The 16,592-nt window shown below is 68.4% G+C and carries 16 protein-coding genes; 1 reads left to right on the top strand and 15 read right to left on the bottom strand.

Features of this window, described 5'->3' with window-relative positions; translation table 11 throughout:
• Window positions 1–114 precede the first annotated feature (114 nt).
• The 6 genes from rsmH to dksA form a co-directional block, all read right to left on the bottom strand.
• A complete protein-coding gene (gene rsmH, locus G369_RS0124825) occupies window positions 115–1,038 on the bottom strand; it encodes a 16S rRNA (cytosine(1402)-N(4))-methyltransferase RsmH (RefSeq protein WP_019656751.1) in 924 nt (307 codons plus the stop codon).
• An 8-nt stretch (window positions 1,039–1,046) separates the two neighbouring features.
• Complete coding sequence (gene mraZ / locus G369_RS0124820; RefSeq protein ID WP_026346603.1) at window positions 1,047–1,475, bottom strand: division/cell wall cluster transcriptional repressor MraZ; 429 nt, start codon at window positions 1,473–1,475, stop codon at window positions 1,047–1,049.
• A gap of 271 nt (window positions 1,476–1,746) precedes the next feature.
• On the bottom strand, window positions 1,747–3,075 hold the full coding sequence (gene hslU, locus G369_RS0124815) for an ATP-dependent protease ATPase subunit HslU (RefSeq protein ID WP_019656749.1): 1,329 nt from the start codon (window positions 3,073–3,075) through the stop codon (window positions 1,747–1,749).
• Between the two features lie 2 nt (window positions 3,076–3,077).
• On the bottom strand, window positions 3,078–3,623 hold the full coding sequence (gene hslV, locus G369_RS0124810; RefSeq protein WP_019656748.1) for an ATP-dependent protease subunit HslV: 546 nt from the start codon (window positions 3,621–3,623) through the stop codon (window positions 3,078–3,080).
• 56 nt (window positions 3,624–3,679) lie between these two features.
• Complete coding sequence (locus G369_RS0124805) at window positions 3,680–5,362, bottom strand: STAS domain-containing protein (RefSeq protein WP_019656747.1); 1,683 nt, start codon at window positions 5,360–5,362, stop codon at window positions 3,680–3,682.
• 48 nt (window positions 5,363–5,410) lie between these two features.
• The gene (dksA, locus tag G369_RS39560; protein ID WP_405054268.1) at window positions 5,411–6,562 is read right to left on the bottom strand and encodes an RNA polymerase-binding protein DksA; all 1,152 of its coding nucleotides are present in this window, start codon (window positions 6,560–6,562) and stop codon (window positions 5,411–5,413) included.
• Window positions 6,563–6,781: 219 nt separating this feature from the next.
• On the opposite strand from dksA, the gene G369_RS0124790 reads away from it, so the two are divergent.
• A complete protein-coding gene (locus G369_RS0124790; RefSeq protein ID WP_244164378.1) occupies window positions 6,782–8,287 on the top strand; it encodes a YdgA family protein in 1,506 nt (501 codons plus the stop codon).
• Between the two features lie 109 nt (window positions 8,288–8,396).
• On the opposite strand, the gene G369_RS0124785 is transcribed toward G369_RS0124790, so the two are convergent.
• The 9 genes from G369_RS0124785 to G369_RS0124745 form a co-directional block, all read right to left on the bottom strand.
• On the bottom strand, window positions 8,397–9,449 hold the full coding sequence (locus G369_RS0124785) for a CobW family GTP-binding protein (RefSeq protein ID WP_019656743.1): 1,053 nt from the start codon (window positions 9,447–9,449) through the stop codon (window positions 8,397–8,399).
• 109 nt (window positions 9,450–9,558) lie between these two features.
• Complete coding sequence (locus tag G369_RS0124780; RefSeq protein ID WP_019656742.1) at window positions 9,559–10,782, bottom strand: class I SAM-dependent rRNA methyltransferase; 1,224 nt, start codon at window positions 10,780–10,782, stop codon at window positions 9,559–9,561.
• 13 nt (window positions 10,783–10,795) lie between these two features.
• On the bottom strand, window positions 10,796–11,749 hold the full coding sequence (locus tag G369_RS0124775; protein ID WP_019656741.1) for a tyrosine recombinase XerC: 954 nt from the start codon (window positions 11,747–11,749) through the stop codon (window positions 10,796–10,798).
• Window positions 11,750–11,823: 74 nt separating this feature from the next.
• Complete coding sequence (locus G369_RS0124770; RefSeq protein WP_019656740.1) at window positions 11,824–12,459, bottom strand: YdcF family protein; 636 nt, start codon at window positions 12,457–12,459, stop codon at window positions 11,824–11,826.
• A complete protein-coding gene (locus G369_RS0124765) occupies window positions 12,456–13,160 on the bottom strand; it encodes a DUF484 family protein (protein ID WP_019656739.1) in 705 nt (234 codons plus the stop codon). The genes G369_RS0124770 and G369_RS0124765 overlap by 4 nt, the downstream gene beginning before the upstream one ends.
• Window positions 13,157–14,032: a diaminopimelate epimerase gene (gene dapF / locus G369_RS0124760; protein WP_019656738.1), complete on the bottom strand. Its 876-nt coding sequence runs from the start codon at window positions 14,030–14,032 to the stop codon at window positions 13,157–13,159. Before dapF ends, G369_RS0124765 begins: the two co-directional genes overlap by 4 nt.
• A 105-nt stretch (window positions 14,033–14,137) precedes the next feature.
• Window positions 14,138–14,452, bottom strand: a complete 315-nt coding sequence (locus G369_RS0124755) for a GNAT family N-acetyltransferase (protein ID WP_019656737.1) — start codon at window positions 14,450–14,452, stop codon at window positions 14,138–14,140.
• A gap of 124 nt (window positions 14,453–14,576) precedes the next feature.
• The gene (locus tag G369_RS0124750; RefSeq protein WP_020723243.1) at window positions 14,577–16,196 is read right to left on the bottom strand and encodes an MFS transporter; all 1,620 of its coding nucleotides are present in this window, start codon (window positions 16,194–16,196) and stop codon (window positions 14,577–14,579) included.
• Entirely contained in the window at window positions 16,189–16,587 is a 399-nt protein-coding gene (locus tag G369_RS0124745; protein WP_038115773.1) for a DoxX family protein, read from the bottom strand. Before G369_RS0124745 ends, G369_RS0124750 begins: the two co-directional genes overlap by 8 nt.
• Window positions 16,588–16,592: the final 5 nt, after the last annotated feature.

Raw genomic sequence — 16,592 nt, 5'->3', positions numbered from 1 at the left:
AGCGTCCCTTTCTTTCGAGGGACACCGCGGAACCAGCTTTGCCGGGCCGCTGGTGCTTCCGCCGGAAGGGGGTCAACGATGCGACACGAAGCGCGCGAAGGCTGGAGACGGGCTTCATGCAGCCTCCGTGCGTTCTGCGACGCGAAGGATGGCGCTGCGCGCCCGCGGATTCCCGCTCACCTCGGCTTCGGAGGGCTTGATGCGCTCCAGCGCGCGCAGCTTCATGGCCTTGGGCGCGGCGAAAGGCGCGCGGCGGTCGTAGACCTCCTTGGAATGCTTCGCGATGAACTGCTTGACGATGCGGTCCTCCAGCGAATGGAAGCTGATGACCGCGAGCCGTCCGCCGGGCTTCAGCACCGAAAGGCTGGCTTCTAGCGCCTGTTGCAGCTCTTCAAGCTCGGCGTTGATGAAAATCCGAAAAGCCTGAAATGTGCGCGTTGCAGGGTTCTGGCCCGGCTCGCGGGTTTTGACCGTGCCAGCCACGAGCTCGGCCAGTTCGGTGGTGGTTGAAATTGGGCCCCGTTCTTGTCGGCGAGCAACAATCGCCTTTGCAATCTGAACAGCAAACCGTTCTTCGCCATAGTCACGGATCACCTCTGCAATCTGCTGTAGTTCGGCCGTCGCCAGCCACTCGGCCACGCTCTCCCCGCGCGTGGTGTCCATGCGCATGTCGAGCGGGCCATCGAAACGAAAACTGAAACCGCGCACCGGGTTGTCGATCTGCGGCGAGCTCACGCCCAGGTCCATGAGCAGGCCCGCGATGCTCGCCTCGGGCAGCTCGCCGATCGAACGGAATCCCTGGTGCCGGATGGAAAAACGCGCATCGGAGATGCGCGCTGCTTCGGCCACTGCTTCCGCATCCTTGTCGAACGCGATGAGCCTGCCTTCCGGCGCCAGCCGCGCGAGGATCGCGCGCGCGTGACCTCCTCTTCCGAAGGTGGCGTCCACGTAGGTGCCGGCAGCCGCGGAGCTGCCGGATAGAAGAGCTTCCACCGCCTCGCCGAGCAAGACGGTCGTGTGGGTCCAGGGCGTGTTCACGGTGCCCCTCAGAACGCGAAGTCCTGGAATACGTCCGGCATCTCGCCCTGGGTGGCCTCGGCCTCCTTGGCCTCGTAGGTGGCCTTGTCCCAGAGTTCGAAGTGGTTGCCCATGCCCAGCAGCAGCGTCTCGCGCGTGATGCCGGTGGCCGCGCGCAGCTCGGGGGAGACGAGGACGCGGCCGGTGCCGTCCATCTCGACGTCCATGGCATTGCCCAGGAAGACGCGTTTCCACCACTGCGCCGACATCGGCAGCGCGGCGATGCGCTCACGGAACTTCTCCCATTCGGGACGGGGGAACACCATCAGGCATCCGTGCGGATGCTTGGTGATCGTGAGCTGGCCGCCTGCCGTCGCGCTCAGGACGTCACGATGCCGGGTCGGCACGGAGAGCCGCCCCTTGGCATCCAGACTGAGCGATGAAGCGCCTTGAAACACGACCACGAAACCCCTGTGTTGGGAGTGCTGCGGCACCCGGAAGGGGCACTAATCGCACTTTTTCCCACTTAACTGCACTTTTTTGCACTGTAGCAGGAAACACTTCGGAAGCAACTGGCCGTTTGGGCTATTTTTTGTAATGGAATCAACGACTTAGCGCCGATTCCAAATCCTTGGAACCGGCGAATTTCGTTGAAAATGAAGTACTTAGCTCACGCAATGAAAGTGATGCGTGAAGGATTCCCCCGTTACAGGGGGAAGAGAAGCGGCTTCAGAGGATGAAGCGCGAAAGGTCTTCGTCGTGACTTAGTGCCGCAAGGCGCTGGTCGACGTAGGCAGCATCGATGCGGATCGATTGCCCTTCGAGGCGGGTCGCGTCGAAGCTTACCTCATCCAGCAGGCGCTCCATCACGGTCGACAGGCGCCGTGCGCCGATGTTCTCGGTGCGCTCGTTCACCTCGAAGGCGATGGTGGCCAGCCGGTTCACGCCCTCGGGCGTGAATTCGAGCGTCACGCCTTCGGTGGCAAGCAGCGCCTGGTACTGCTTGACTAGCGATGCGCGCGTCTGCGTGAGGATGCTCTCGAAGTCCGCCACCGAGAGCGACTGCAGCTCCACGCGGATCGGAAAACGCCCCTGCAGCTCCGGGATGAGGTCGCTGGGCTTGCTCAGGTGGAAGGCGCCGCTCGCGATGAACAGCATGTGGTCGGTGCGCACCACGCCGTACTTGGTGCTGACGGCAGTGCCCTCCACCAGCGGCAGCAGGTCGCGCTGCACGCCCTGGCGCGACACATCGGAGCCCTGGGCTTCGCTGCGGGTTGCAACCTTGTCGATCTCGTCGATGAAGACGATGCCGTTCTGCTCGGCATTGGCGATCGCCTGCGTGCGGATCTCGTCCTCGTTGACCAGCTTGGCTGCTTCCTCGTCGGTCAGCAGGCGCATCGCCTCGGCGATCTTGAGCTTGCGCGTCTTGCGCTTGCCGCCGCCAAGCTGGCCGAACATGCCGCGCAGCTGCTCGGTCATTTCCTCCATGCCGGCCGGGCCCATGATCTCCAGCGGGGCGCGGGTCTCGGCGAGGTCGAGTTCGATCTCCTTGTCGTCGAGCTGGTGCTCGCGCAGCTTCTTGCGGAAGGCCTGGCGGGTGGCGTTGCTGGTGTCGGTCGCGGTGGAGGTGCCGTCGGCGCTGCGCGCCTGGGGCAGCAGCACGTCGAGAATGCGCTCTTCGGCGGCATCCTCGGCGCGCGCGCGCACCTTGATGCTCTCGGCCTCGCGGGTCTGCTTGACGGCGATCTCGGCCAGGTCGCGGATGATCGAATCGACGTCCTTGCCCACGTAGCCCACTTCGGTGAACTTGGTGGCCTCGACCTTGATGAAGGGCGCGTCGGCCAGGCGCGCGAGGCGGCGGGCGATCTCGGTCTTGCCCACGCCCGTGGGGCCGATCATGAGGATGTTCTTCGGGGTGATCTCGTGGCGCAGCTTCTCGTCGACCTGCTGGCGGCGCCAGCGGTTGCGCAGCGCGATGGCCACCGCGCGCTTGGCGGCCGGCTGGCCGACGATGTGGTTGTCGAGCTCGGAGACGATCTCCTGGGGGGTCATGGACATGGTCAGAGCGCTTCCACCGTGTGGTTCATGTTCGTGTAAATGCAGATTTCTCCGGCGATCGCCAGCGATTTGCGCACGATCTGCTCGGCCGAAAGCTCGGTGTTCTCGATCAGCGCCTTGGCCGCCGACTGGGCATACGCGCCGCCCGAGCCGATGGCGATCACGCCGTCTTCGGGCTCCAGCACGTCGCCGTTGCCGGTGATGATGAGGGAGGTGGTGGCGTCGGCCACGGCAAGCATCGCTTCGAGCTTGCGCAGCACGCGGTCGGTGCGCCAGTCCTTGGTGAGCTCGACTGCGGCGCGGGTCAGGTGCCCCTGGTGCTTCTCGAGCTTGGCCTCGAAACGCTCGAAGAGCGTGAAGGCGTCCGCCGTGGCGCCCGCGAAGCCGGCAAGCACCTTGCCGTGATACAGGCGGCGCACCTTGCGCGCCGAGCCCTTGATGACGATGTTGCCGAGAGTGACCTGCCCGTCCCCGCCGATGGCGACCTGGTCGCCCTGGGGGGTCTTGCGGCGCACGCTCACGATGGTGGTGCCGTGAAACTGTTCCATCGCAGCCATCTGGGGGTGCGCGACGGCAATGCAACCGCCGCAAGGCGGCGCGCTTTTTAGTTTTTCCTAACCGCCACGGTGGCGTGATCAGCTATGCCTACCAGGTTGAACAGCGCCGCGATGAGCCGGTGCGCATCGACGAACTGAACGCGCTCGCCGTTGGCGTCGCGCGCCCGCACCCAGCTCAGTAGCGTGCCCGCGGCGGCGAGGTCCATGCGCAGCAGCGCCGCGCACGAGATGACGGGCGCCGTGGTGTGGCGCAGGTCGTGGTCCAGCCGCTGCCAGCACGACAGCGACTCGCCGCGCAGATCGCCTGCCAGCGCGGCGAAGCCGCTGTCGGTGGAAGGAAAGCTCTCGGAATCGCCGCCGACCGACAGCAGCGACCAGACTGAGCTCGGCCGGCTCGCAGGCGGTGCAGCCAGCGTGGTGCATTCGCCCTTCGGGTCCTGCCAGGCGGGCGGCGACACCTCGTAGGTGATGCAGTAATTGAGCGCCACCAGCTCGAAGTCGTCGGGCAGGTGCATCAGGCGCAGCGCTGCCAGGTGCAGCTGCCACCAGACGTCGTCGGTGCTGCGCTCGTTGTTGGGCGCCGCTTCGGACAGCACCGCCAGCAGTTGCGCCGAACCCATGAAGCGAAGCTGCACGGGCGAATCGGCCCAGTGATTGAACAGCACGCGCAGCGGCGCGGCAGCCTCGGGCTCTATGGCCTGCAGGCCGCGCCAGTCGAGCGTCCACACGGGGCCCGCCTTCGACAGCGCACGCGTCAGCTCGATGAGGCCCTCGCGCGCCAGGCGGGCCGGGCAGGTCCAGTCGGCGGAAGCGCCGCCTTCGGTGAGGCCGGCAGCCTCCTCGCTGGCGGTGACGGCCTTGACGCTGCGCGCCAGTTCCTCGAGCGAGACCCAGTCGGGCCCCATGCGGCGCATGCGCTGCGCATAGCGCATGCGCGCGGCGGCGAACTTGGCGGCATCGCCGGTGGCACGGTACAGGTCGAAGAGTGCGCGCCAGCGGTTGTCGTCGCGCTCGTTGGTTGCGTCGCTCGCGCTCTCGACAGGCGACACGCTGTCGGGCGGGGAAGCCAGGGCCTGCAGCAGGATCGCCTCGGCGCCGGTGTCGTCGCCGTGGGCGAAGCGGATCACGGCCTCCTCGAGCGCGCCGTCATGGGCCAGGCGGGACGACATCAGCGGCACACCGGGCGCCACGGCCGGCGCGGCATCGGGCTCGGCGCCACCCTGCGGCGCCTCCACCGCCAGGGACGGCGGCGCGGGCTCCGACAGCAGTTCGTCGGTGTCCACCGGCGGCAGGGTCTCGGCGCCGGCCTCGGGAGGCGGATTCACCAGCGTCTCGCCATTCGGCCCGCGCCCCTTCCACCACTGCTGCGACATCTGCTGCTCGATCTCGTCGATCTTCTTGAGCGTGAGCGCGCGGCCCTCCAGCCTCTCGGAGGAACTGTTGACGTTGAAGGAGGACGGCGTGACCGTCGCCTCGAAGGCATGCGCGGCGGCCTCGCGCTGGCGCAGCTTGCGCAGCATGTCGAACTCGCGCCGGCGCACGAAATCGTTGCGCTGGCGCCGCTCGATCATCTCCTTGAGCATCTCCCGGCTGTAGGTCTGCGCGGGCAGCGAGGAGTCCGAGGCCGCATTGGAGGAGGAAGGCGCGTCCAGCTCCGACCAATCCTTGAGGGGATTGCGGACAAACTTGGCCACCTTGGACAGAAGGCGGCCCGTATCTTCCTTTGGCATTCGGAAAAGGCTATCGAAGACGCTGGCTCTTATCTACCTTGGAGTGCTTCAGTCCCCGAACATCTTCTGCTTCAGCTCGCGGCGCTGCTGCGCCTCGAGCGACAGCGTCGCCGTCGGGCGGGCCAGCAGGCGGCCGACACCGATGGGCTCGCCGGTCTCGTCGCAGTAGCCGTAGTCGCCGGCGTCGATGCGCTGGATCGACTGCTCGATCTTCTTGAGCAGCTTGCGCTCGCGGTCGCGGGTGCGCAGTTCGAGGGCATGTTCCTCCTCGATGGTGGCGCGGTCGGCCGGATCGGGCACGACTACCGTGTCTTCACGCAGGTGCTCGGTGGTCTCGCCGGCGTTCTCGAGGATGCCGCGCTTGAGCGCTTCGAGCTTCAGGCGGAAGAACGCCATCTGCTTTTCGTTCATGTACTCGTCGTCCGGCATCGCGATGACTTCGGCATCGGTCAGTTCGGCGGGCGATTTGGTTTTCCAGTTGTTGGCCAGTTTCGGATCTTTCTTGATGGCGAGGGGCGGCGGAGGCACCAGCGCGTTGGAATGGGTCGGGGAGAAGGTGGACTTGGCGGCCGTCGACGCCACCGACTGCGGCATCGAGGGGACGGTCAGTTGCGACAGCCGGGACACGCGGCCGCCACGCGCGGCGGGAGCTGGCGTGGGGGTTTGGGCGGGCATCGAGGGTGTCGCCGGAGCGGAAGTGGAGGCGGCAGCCGTTTTTTTCATGGGGATCGGGGGAACAGAAGAAACAGCCGCAGGACGGCCGACAGGTTTGGATGACGATGCGCCCGCGTCCGCGCTCTTCGTGGCGGCAGTTGCAGGCTTGGCGGACTTCTTTGTCGCAGCGGTCGCGGCCTTGGCCGGCGGCGCTGCGGGCTTCTTGGACGGGGCGCTCTTCTCGCTCTTCTCCTTGGTCGCGGAACCGGAAGCCTTCGCGGCCGCAGGTACAGCCTGCTTCGCAGCCGGCGCCTTCTTGGCGGCGGGCTTGGTTGCTGGCGTGGCCTTGGCGGCGGGTTTCTTCACGGTGACTGGCTCCTTGGACGAACTGGAACGCGCTTTCACTGGGTGCCTCCTCCCATGGGCGCCCTTGCGGCCTCCGGCCGCACAGGCCCCCGTTGTCGGGGTGCCCGCCATGTGGCGAACCCCGGGGTTATACCCCCGAAAGCCCGCCAGAAACGTACGGCGCCCCATGCCGGAAGTCACATCTTGTCCCTGGGATCAGGACGTGGCTTGCGAAACAGGCGCGCGATTGTATAGAGAACTCGAAGGCGCGGGACATGTTCGGCGTGCCGTCCGACTCCGTTAGCATCGCGCGGCGCCGCCGGAGGGGGCGGCGCGCGGCTCCGGCGCCTTGTCCATATGGCGCCGGGGGCCTATCCGATCACTCCGATCGATCGCAAGACATACAAGAAAGCACAAGCCTTGAACAAGAAAGCAGTTTTGGGAGTCCTGGCCGCAGCCATCGCCGTCGCCTACGGCGGCAGCACCTGGTGGGCCGGTTCGCAGATCAAGTCGCGCTACGACGCCGCACTGGACGAGCTGCCGAAGCAGACCGCCCTGGTGCGCGTGACCGAGCGCAAGTACGAGCGCGGCTTCCTGGGCGCGGTCAGCACCGTCACGCTGGAGATCGGCTGCGCGGCCGATGCCGCGGCAAGCGCGCAGCAGCCCGCCGCCGACCCGGCCGAAGACGAAGAAGAGCAGGCCGAGGAAGACGGCGACTCCGCCATCAAGCCGCCGAAGCAGCTGCGCCTGACCATCCGCGACACCATCCACCACGGCCCGCTGGCCGGCGGCACGCTGGCGGCCGCCACCATCGACAGCGAACTGGTGCTCGACGACAAGGCCCGGGCCGAGGCGAAGAAGCTGTTCGGCGAGGCCAGGCCCCTGTCGGCGCGCACCAAGGTCGGCTTCGATGGCGCCTTCACCACCGACCTGACGGTCGCGCCCGCCAAGTTGGCCGAGGAAGGCAAGGGCCGCCTCGACTGGCAGGGCGTGCAGGCCCGCGTGGAGGTGAATGCCGCGCGCACCCACGCCCGCTACGACCTGAGCATGCCCGGCCTCGACTTCAGCGACGCGAAGAGCGGCGTGACCATGAAGATGGGCAAGCTCGTCGCCAAGGCCGACCTGGACAGCAGCGCCGGCTGGTTCCTGGCCACCGGCAAAACCGAGGGCCGGCTCGACACCCTGGAATTCACCGTCTCGAAGAAGGCGGCCGAGGACGGCGCCGAACCGCCGAAGGCGCTGCCGCCCGTCGTTCTGCAGGGCATCGACCTGGTGGGCGACGCGAGCATCAAGGACGGCCTCTACGCCTCCACCGGCACGCTCAGGGGCACCGGCAAGATCGGTAATACGAAGATCGACAAGTTCGAACTGACCAGCGGCGCGCGCCGCATCCACGGCGCCGGCTACAGGAAGCTGGCCGACGCCTGGATGCAGTCCAGCGCCGCCAACAGCTGCGGCAAGGGTGGCAGCAAGGCTTCCCAGGCGGCCATGCAGGCGCTGGTCGAGCAGCTCACGCCCGACCTCAAGGCCATGGCCAAGTACGCGCCCGAGGCCGGCATCGACAAGATGCTGGTCGAGATCGACGGCAAGCGCGCCGAGCTCGGCTACTCGGCCGGCATGGCCGGCGTGACGGACGAAGACCTGCAGCTGCCGGGCACGGCGCTGATGATGAAGCGCGGCGTGCTCAAGGCCCACGCGCGGCTGCCCATGAAGTGGCTCGAGAAGCTGGCCGAGACCGGTGCAGAGAGCGGCCAGACGCCCCCGCCCGAAATGGTGGCCGGCCTGGTCGAACAGGGCGAGCAAAGCGGCTTCGTGAAGCGCGACGGCGACGACGTCACCGCCCAGGTGGAGTTCAGCGAAGGCGCCCTGAAGGTCAACGGCAAGCCGCTGGGCGAGGCGCCCGGCATGAACGGCTCGGGCAAGTAGCCGGGTTCGTCGGGAAACACCGTGGAACCGGCTTTGCCGGGCCACCGGTGTTGCCCCCTGAAAGGGGGTTGGCGCAGCGACACGAAGTGCGCGCAGCCTGGGGGTCAGCCTAGACCAGGCACTGCTCCAGGCCTTGTTCCAGGATCTCGCGCGGCAGCTCGATGCCGATGAACACCATGCGGCTCTGGCGCGCCTCGTCCTTGCCCCATTCCGGGCCCAGGTCGCTGCCCATGAGCTGGTGCACGCCCTGGAAGATCACCTTGCGCTCGGTGCCCTTCATGTTCAGCACGCCCTTGTAGCGCAGCATGCGCGGGCCGTAGATGTTGACGATCGCGCCCAGGAAGTCTTCCAGCTTGGCCGGGTCGAAGGCGCGGTCGGCCTTGTAGACGAAGCTCTTCACGTCGTCGTCCACGTGGTGATGGTGGCCATGGCCGTCGTGCTTGTGCGAGGGGTGGTCGCAGTGCTCGCCGTGCTCGTGGTCATGGTGGTGATGATCGTGGTCGTCTTCCTTGAGGAAGTCGGGGTCGATGTCGAGCTTGGCGTTCAGGTTGAAGCCGCGCAGGTCGAAGATGTCCTTGAGCGGCACTTCGCCGAAATGCGCCTTCTGCTGCGGCGCGCGCGGGTTCATGTGCTTCAGGCGGTGGATCAGCGCGTCGGTCTCCTCGGCCGAGACCAGGTCGCTCTTGCTGATGAAGATCTGGTCGGCGAAGCCCACCTGGCGGCGCGCTTCCTGGCGGTCGTTGAGCTGCTGCGGCGCGTGCTTGGCATCCACCAGCGTGAGGATCGAGTCGAGCAGGTAGCTCTCGGCGATCTCGTCGTCCATGAAGAAGGTCTGGGCCACGGGGCCGGGGTCGGCCAGGCCGGTGGTCTCGATCACCACGCGATCGAAGTCGAGCAGGCCCTGGCGCTTCTTGGCGGCCAGCAGCTGCAGCGCCTCGCGCAGGTCTTCGCGGATGGTGCAGCAGACGCAGCCGTTGCTCATCTGCACGATCTGCTCCTTCGACTCCGTCACGAGGATGTCGCTGTCGATGTTCTCCTCGCCGAACTCGTTCTCGATGACCGCGATCTTCTGGCCGTGGGCCTCGGTCAGGATGCGTTTGAGCAGCGTGGTCTTGCCCGAGCCGAGAAAGCCGGTGAGGATGGTCGCGGGAATGAGGGCCATGGGGAAAGTGCTCCGGAAGCGGAAAACGGGAAATGGGGGCCGTGGAAGGCGCGGCCCGGCAGTTTAGCCAATGCCACTGAGTTGCGTTGCCGGCAGGGTCAAGCGCCGTTCAGGCAGGCTTCCTGACCACCACCAGCCCCTTCAGGTATTCGCCTTCCGGGAATTCGATGGTCATCGGATGGTCGGGCGCAGCACCCAGCCGCTCGGCGATGTAGCCGTCCACGCCCGCATCGAGTCCCGCCGAGGCCACGATCTTGTGGAACAGGTCGGCGCTGATGCCGCCCGAGCACGAGAAGGTCAGCAGCACCCCGCCCGGCTCCAGGATCTTCAGCGCCAGCCGGTTGATGTCCTTGTAGGCCCGCGAGGCCCGCTCGGCATGCGCCACGGTGGGCGCGAACTTGGGCGGATCGAGCACGATGGCGTCGAAGGTGCGGCCCTGGTCGATGAACTCGCGCAGCACCGTGTTGACGTTCGCGTCGAGGAACTCGGCCTCGATGCCCTGCCCGCCGGCGGCATCGAAGCCGTTGAGCGCCAGATGCCCCCTCGCCCGCTCCAGCGCCGGCAGCGACGAATCGACCGACACCAGCTGCGCGCCCTCGAGCGCGCCCGCGGCCTTCAGCCCCGCCAGTGCCGCCACGGTGAACCCGCCCGTGTAGCAGAAGCAGTTCAGCACGCGCCTGAAGCGCCGGTGCTGCGCCAGCTCGGCGAAGCGCTGGCGGCTGTCGCGCTGGTCGAGGTAGAAGCCGGTCTTGTGGCCGGTGGCGACGTCCAGCGACAGCTTCCAGCCGTGCTCGCGGATCACGATCTCGGTCGGCCCTTCGCCGCGCAGCCAGCCGGTGACCGGCTTCAGGCCCTCGCGCTCGCGGCCGCTCGCGTCGGAGCGCTCGTAGAGCTTCGAAAGACCCGTGGCCTTCAGCAGGGCATCGGCCAGCGCGCCCTTCCAGCGCTCCACGCCGGCCGAGAGGAACTGCGCCACCAGCGTGTCGCCGTAGCGGTCGACGATCAGCCCCGGCAGTCCGTCGGCCTCGCCGTGCACCAGCCGCACGCCGTCGCTCTGCAGGTCGAACAGGCCTCGCGCGGCCACCGCGCGGGCGCACAGCGAGGCGAGGAAGGCCGCGTCGATGCGCTGCGCCTCGGTGAAGCTCCAGGCCCGCGCGCGGATCTTGGAAAGAGGGCTGAAGGCGGCCCATGCGAGAAAGGTGCCGTCGTGCGATTCGACGCGCACCGTCTCGCCGGAGTCGGCGCCGCCGCGCGCGATGGCGGATTCGAACACCCAGGGATGGCGGCGCTGCAGCGAGCGCTCCTTGCCGGGCTTGAGGCGAAGGGTTTTCATTGTTTCTTGTCGCTTACTTGTCTTTGTCTTCGCGGGCCTTGGCCCGCGGATGCGCCGCGTCGTAGACCTTGGCCAGGTGCTGGAAGTCCAGCCGCGTGTAGACCTGCGTGGTCGCGATGCTGGCGTGGCCAAGCAGTTCCTGCACCGCGCGCAGGTCGCTGCTGGACTGCAGCACGTGGCTCGCGAAGGAATGGCGCAGCATGTGCGGATGCACCGGCGCCGAGAGGCCGGCCTTGAGGCTGCGCTCGCGCAGCAGCTTCCACACCGCCTGTGACGACATGCGCATGCCCTTGGCGCTGATGAAGAGCGCGGCCGCGGCCTGGGGGTCGCGCAGCCGGGCGGTGGTGAGCCCGGGGCAGTCGCCGCGCACCGCGAGCCAGTCGCGCAGCGCCTCGCCCGCCTTGCTGCCGATGGGCACGATGCGGCGCTTGCTGCCCTTGCCGAGCACGCTGGCCTCCATCGCATCGAGATCGACCCAGCCGCGCGCCGTGGCGCTGGCCTGCGCGTCGAGCCCGGTGAGCTCGCTCACGCGCAGGCCGCAGCCGTAGAGCACCTCGACGATGGCGCCGTCGCGCGTCTCGGTCCAGGGGTCGGCCTCGGGGTCGTACAGTTCTGCGAGCCGAACCGCGTCGTCCACGCCCAGCGCCTTGGGCAGCGGCCGGCCAGCCTTGGGCGCGTGCACGTCCTGCACCGGGTTGAAGCCGACCAGCCCTTCGTGCCCCAGCCAGCGGTAGAAGCTGCGCCAGCACGACAGCACCAGCGCGATGCCGCGCGGCTCGCGCCCTGCGCCGTGCAGCTGCGCCATCCAGCGGCGGACGTGGGCGGTCTGCACGCGGTCCAGCGGCAGCTTCGCCTCGGCGGCGTGCTCGCGCAGGGACTGCAGGTGGAAGGCATAGAGCTCCACCGTGCGCGCCGCGAGCCGACGCTCGACGCGCACGTGCTCCAGGTATTTCTCGATCCAGTCCATTTGCTCAGCGCAGGTGTCGCGCCCGGCGAGGGGTTAGGCGGAGCGACACGAAGTGCGCGAAGCCTGGGGGCGCACTAGAAGAGGTAGCCATGGGCCGCATTGTTGATGATGGCCGCCGGCTCGCGCAACGCGCCCTTGGAGAAGGGCCCGAGCGCCTGCCAGCAGGACGTGGGCGCTGCCGCGTACTGCACGTCGAAGCTCTTGTCGAAGCCGCTCATCTTCACGAGACGCTCGACGCGCCACAGATGGAAGGGCTCCGACACGATGACCACGCGGCGCACCCCCGCGGCCAGCAGCAGCGGGCGCGACAGCGACAGGTTCAGCCTCGTGGAGGTCGATGCGGGCTCCAGCACCATCGGCCCGGTGAAGCCCGAGGCGATGGCGTGCTCGCCCATCGTGATGGCCTCGATGCGGCTGTCCTCGGAATCCACGCCGCCCGAGAAGGCCAGCTGCCTCACGAGTCCGGCCTTCGCCAGCGCCAGGGCCGTATCGACACGACCGGTCAGGCACGGGTGCGGCTTGCCGTCGAGGTACGCGCGGCTGCCGAGCACCAGCGCCGCGTCGGCCTGGCGCCGGGGCGGATTCGCGAGCAGGTCTTCGGAATGCCGCCAGTTGAACGCCCCGATGGCCGCATACACCAGCAGCACGCCCGCCAGCCCGCAGGCCAGCACGACCTGCCAGGGCCGACGCAACCAGCGCGGGCGTTTCAAGGACGCAGCCGCGAAAGCGCGCCCGAGGCCAGCTCGGCGATGCGCTCGAGGAAGTCGGTGCCCATCTCGGAGTTGAAGCGCTGGGCGTCGGGCGAGGCCAGCACCAGCAGCCCGAAGGCCGGCGCCTCGGGGCCGGGGCGCAGCGGAATCAGCGCGATCGACATCGCGGACTGCGGCTCCGGCAGCCAGCTGGAGGCCTCGAAGCCCGAGTTCAGCCCGCAGTACGGCGAGGTCAGCGAGGTGGCCAGCGCCTTCACGTCGTCGCTCACCCACTGGGCGTAGGCCTCGTTGAGGTACTCGCCGCTGCAGTCCCACACCTTGATGGCCGTCTGCGGCACCAGGAAGAGCGACTGCAGGTCGACCGCGATGCGGTACGGCAGGCTGCGCGGGTCGCGCGTGGTCAGCAGGCCCGTGGTCCAGCGCTGCAGGCGGTCGGCGATGACGACGTTCTCGGTGCCGTGGCGCATCATGTCCATCAGGCGATGCTCCAGCGCCTTGATCTTCTCGCGCAGCATCTCGGCCTGGCGCTCCTGCAGGCTCACGGCGCGGTTGCCGTGCGGGCTGGTGAGCTGCACCTGCGCCAGCAGCTGAGCATGGCGCTCGAAGAAGTCGGGCGTGTTCGCCAGGTAGTTGGCGATGTCGTCTTCGGTGATCGGATTCATGGCGTTGGCGTCGTTGTTGTTGCTCGTGAATTGGGTCATGGCAGCTCCGGCACCTCGATGTCTCCCTCGAAGACCGTGACGGCCGGCCCGGTCATCAGCACCGGCTGGCCCTCCCCCTGCCACTCGATCGTCAGCACGCCGCCGTGCGTCTGCACGTCCACGCGTCGCTCCAGCAGCCCCAGGCGGATGCCCGCAACCACCGCCGCGCAGGCGCCGGTGCCGCAGGCCAGCGTTTCGCCGGCGCCGCGCTCGAACACCCGCAGCCGGATGTTGGAACGATCGACCACCTGCATGAACCCGGCGTTCACCCGCTGCGGAAAGCGCGGGTGGTGCTCGATCCGCGGGCCCTGCTCGGCCACGGGCGCGGTGTCGACGTCGTCCACCACCTGCACCGCATGCGGGTTGCCCATCGAGAGCACAGCTACGGAAACGATAGCGCTGCCGGCGTGGGTGCCGAGGGCCAGGTGCCACTTGTGCCACCCGCCCTCGGGCTGGGGGTCGAGCCCGGCGGGGTCGAAGGGCACGCGGGCGGGTTCGAAGATGGGAGCGCCCATGTCGACAGTGACGCGGCCGTCGGCGCCCATGCGGGGCTCGATCACGCCGGAGAGCGTCTGCACGCGCACCTGCTTCTTCCCGGTCAGCTGATGTTCGCTGACGTAGCGCATGAAGCAGCGCGCGCCGTTGCCGCACTGCTCCACCTCGCCCCCGTCGGAGTTGTGGATCAAGTACTGGAAGTCGATGCCTTCGCCCGGCGAGGGCCGCACCGTGAGGATCTGGTCGGCGCCGACGCCGAAGTGGCGGTCGGCCAGAAAGCGGTATTGCGCGGCGCTGAGGCCCAGCGTGCCGCGTGTTTCGTCCAGCACGACGAAATCGTTGCCGGCTCCCTGCATCTTGGTAAAGCGGATTCGCATCCGGGGATTATCGCCACGGGCATCGCCCCTGGCGACCGCAGGCCCAAGCCGTCCACTGCAGGGCCCGGAGGTGCCCCCGGCCTGGATGACCAGGCGCCGGCCGTCTCAGAGACCGAGCAGCGTGCGGCCCTCGTCGGCCAGCAGGTCGTGGGTTTCGGGATGCGTGCGCATGTAGGCGGCGAACACCGGGCACTTCGGAACGACGCGCAGGCCGCGCTCGCGCGCGGAGGCCAGCCCCGCCAGCACCAGTTGCCTGGCAACGCCCTGGCCCTGCAGCGCCTCGGGCACCAGGGTGTGGACGAACGTGATGACGTCGCCCTCGAGGGAGTAGATCGCGACCGCGCGTTCGCCTTGCGACGCGAACTCGAAACGGTGCTTCGACGGATTGTCCTGAACAACGGGGGAAGAAGGCGTGGTCATGAAGAGAGTCTCGGTTGGGAAGGGAGGCGTCCGTGGGCGCACGCGCCGCGGACGCCCCGGGTATCGGGCGAACGATCAGGCCTGGATGAACGCCGGCAGATCGGCGCTGACCTGATCGCCCGCGTCAAAGCGCCAGGAAGTGATGCACCTGCGGCTTCTCGGGCCCGATGTGGAATCGCAGCGCCTCGCTCTGCAGGTCCGCGTCGGCGTGCGACACGCGGTGGTGCTGGCGCAAATGCTCCGCCCACGACTCGACCAGGAACCACTCCATCACGCGCTCCGGGTCGGCCGTGTGCTCGTGCACGCCCCAGGCGTAGGCACCGTCGCGGCGGCGCTCCATCGACAGGCGCTTCATCGCCTGCAGGAAGGCCTCGCGGTCGTCCTTGCGGATGCGGTACTCGACCTGGATCATCACCGGCCCGCGGTCGTGCGCCACCGGCTCGGCCAGGAGCGGCTCGGGCCAGTGGTGCGAGGCCTGCAGGTCTGCCTCGCCCGCCGGCAGCCGCACGCGGTGGAAGACGAGGCCCGCCACCACCAGCCCGATGGCGCCGGCCACCAGCGTCATCGGTACGCCGATCTGCTGCGCCACCAGGCCCCAGCCCAGGCTGCCGGCGGCCATCGCGCCGTTGAACACCGTCAGGTACACCGCCAGGCCGCGACCGCGCACCCAGTTCGGCAGGATCGACTGGGCCACGCTGTTGAGCGTGGTCAGCGCCACGATCCAGCCCAGGCCCAGCACCAGCAGCAGCACGACAGCCAGCCACTTCGGCGGCGCGAAGACCAGGCTGCCCATCACGGCCGCCGTGAGCAGCGCGGCCAGCAGCAGCATGCCGTCGGCATCGAGCCGGGCACGCAGCCGTGGCATCACCAATGCACCGCCGATGGCGCCCGCGCCCACCGCACCGAGCAGCACGCCGTAGAAGCCGGCCGAGCCGCCGAGCATCTGGCGCGCCACCAGCGGCAGCAGCGCCCACACCGAACTGGCGAACAGGAAGAACACCGCCGCGCGCAGCAGCACCACGTGCAGCTCCTTGCTGGCGCGGGTGTAGCGCAGGCCGGCACGGAAGGCACCCAGGAAGTTCTCCGACAGCGCGGTGTCTTCGGCCGGCGGACGCTTCCACCACAGCAGCGCCGCGATCACGAACACGTAGCTCAGCACGTCGACGCCATAGGTCGCCGCCGCGCCGAAGCTCGCGAGGATCAGCCCGCCCGCGGCCGGCCCGATGGAGCGCGCGATGTTGATGCCCAGCGAGTTCAGCGCCACGGCGCCCTTCAGGTCGGACCTTGGCACCAGCTCGGGCACGATCGATTGCCAGGTCGGCCCCATCAGCGCCGCGCCGATGCCGCCCACGAAGGTCAGCGCGATCAGGTATTGCACCGTGAGCGCGCCGGTGTGCGAGAGCACCAGCAGCGTGCCGCTGACCGCCGCGAGCACCAGCTGCACGAAGATCAGGAAGCGCCTGCGGTCGAGGATGTCCGACAGCACGCCGGCCGGAATGGCCAGCAGGAAGATCGGCAGCGTGGCCGCCGTCTGGATCAGCGCCACCGCCGTCGGGCTGGCCGACAGGTCGGTCACCAGCCAGGAGCTGGCCACGTCGCGCATGAAGCTGCCGATGTTGCCCAGCACCGTGGCTGCCCACAGCACCGCGAAGACCGGCTGGCGTAGCGGCGCGAAGGCGCCGGGCTGGTTCGGCAGAGGTGACGGATGCGGCGGCGTGGCCGCGCCATGCGAGGTGTCAGACATGTGCACGCTCCTTCAGGTCGAGCCAGGCGACGAGCAGGAAGCCGCCGACAAGGCCCAGGTGCTCGAAGAAGGAGTTCGCCGCCATGAAGCGCTCCTGCCCCACGGGCATCTGCCAGAAGCGCAGCGCCACGAAGGTCGCCATCAGCGTGAAGCCGGCCAGGGCCAGCGCACCGAGCCAGCGCAGCCGACCCGTGAGGATCATCGCGGCGGCGCCTAGCTCCAGCACGATCACGGCGATCGCCATCGGGCCGGCAGGCGACAGGCCGAAGTGGTTCATCTCGGCAATGGCCGCCGGGAAGTCGAAGGCCTTCTGCAGGCCGCCCTGCAGGTAGGCCGCGCACAGCAGCAGCAAGGCGACCCAGCGCAGCACGGGGGAAGTGGTCCAGCGCATGGTCA

It is taken from the genome of Variovorax atrisoli 110B, assembly GCF_000382045.1.
In the GTDB taxonomy this organism is placed as follows: domain Bacteria; phylum Pseudomonadota; class Gammaproteobacteria; order Burkholderiales; family Burkholderiaceae_C; genus Variovorax; species Variovorax atrisoli.
The sequence above is the reverse complement of the archived record's forward strand: the minus strand, read 5'-3'. Positions and strand labels throughout refer to the sequence as shown.

Coding starts and splice junctions, on each gene's coding strand:
- G369_RS0124775 (WP_019656741.1), bottom strand. CDS start 11,749: ATGGACTGGATCGAGAAATACCTGGAGCACGTGCGCGTCGAGCGTCGG.
- hslU (WP_019656749.1), bottom strand. CDS start 3,075: ATGTCCATGACCCCCCAGGAGATCGTCTCCGAGCTCGACAACCACATC.
- G369_RS0124805 (WP_019656747.1), bottom strand. CDS start 5,362: ATGCCAAAGGAAGATACGGGCCGCCTTCTGTCCAAGGTGGCCAAGTTT.
- G369_RS0124785 (WP_019656743.1), bottom strand. CDS start 9,449: ATGGCCCTCATTCCCGCGACCATCCTCACCGGCTTTCTCGGCTCGGGC.
- G369_RS0124750 (WP_020723243.1), bottom strand. CDS start 16,196: ATGTCTGACACCTCGCATGGCGCGGCCACGCCGCCGCATCCGTCACCT.
- G369_RS0124755 (WP_019656737.1), bottom strand. CDS start 14,452: ATGACCACGCCTTCTTCCCCCGTTGTTCAGGACAATCCGTCGAAGCAC.
- hslV (WP_019656748.1), bottom strand. CDS start 3,623: ATGGAACAGTTTCACGGCACCACCATCGTGAGCGTGCGCCGCAAGACC.
- G369_RS0124745 (WP_038115773.1), bottom strand. CDS start 16,587: ATGCGCTGGACCACTTCCCCCGTGCTGCGCTGGGTCGCCTTGCTGCTG.
- dapF (WP_019656738.1), bottom strand. CDS start 14,032: ATGCGAATCCGCTTTACCAAGATGCAGGGAGCCGGCAACGATTTCGTC.
- G369_RS0124780 (WP_019656742.1), bottom strand. CDS start 10,782: ATGAAAACCCTTCGCCTCAAGCCCGGCAAGGAGCGCTCGCTGCAGCGC.
- G369_RS0124765 (WP_019656739.1), bottom strand. CDS start 13,160: ATGACCCAATTCACGAGCAACAACAACGACGCCAACGCCATGAATCCG.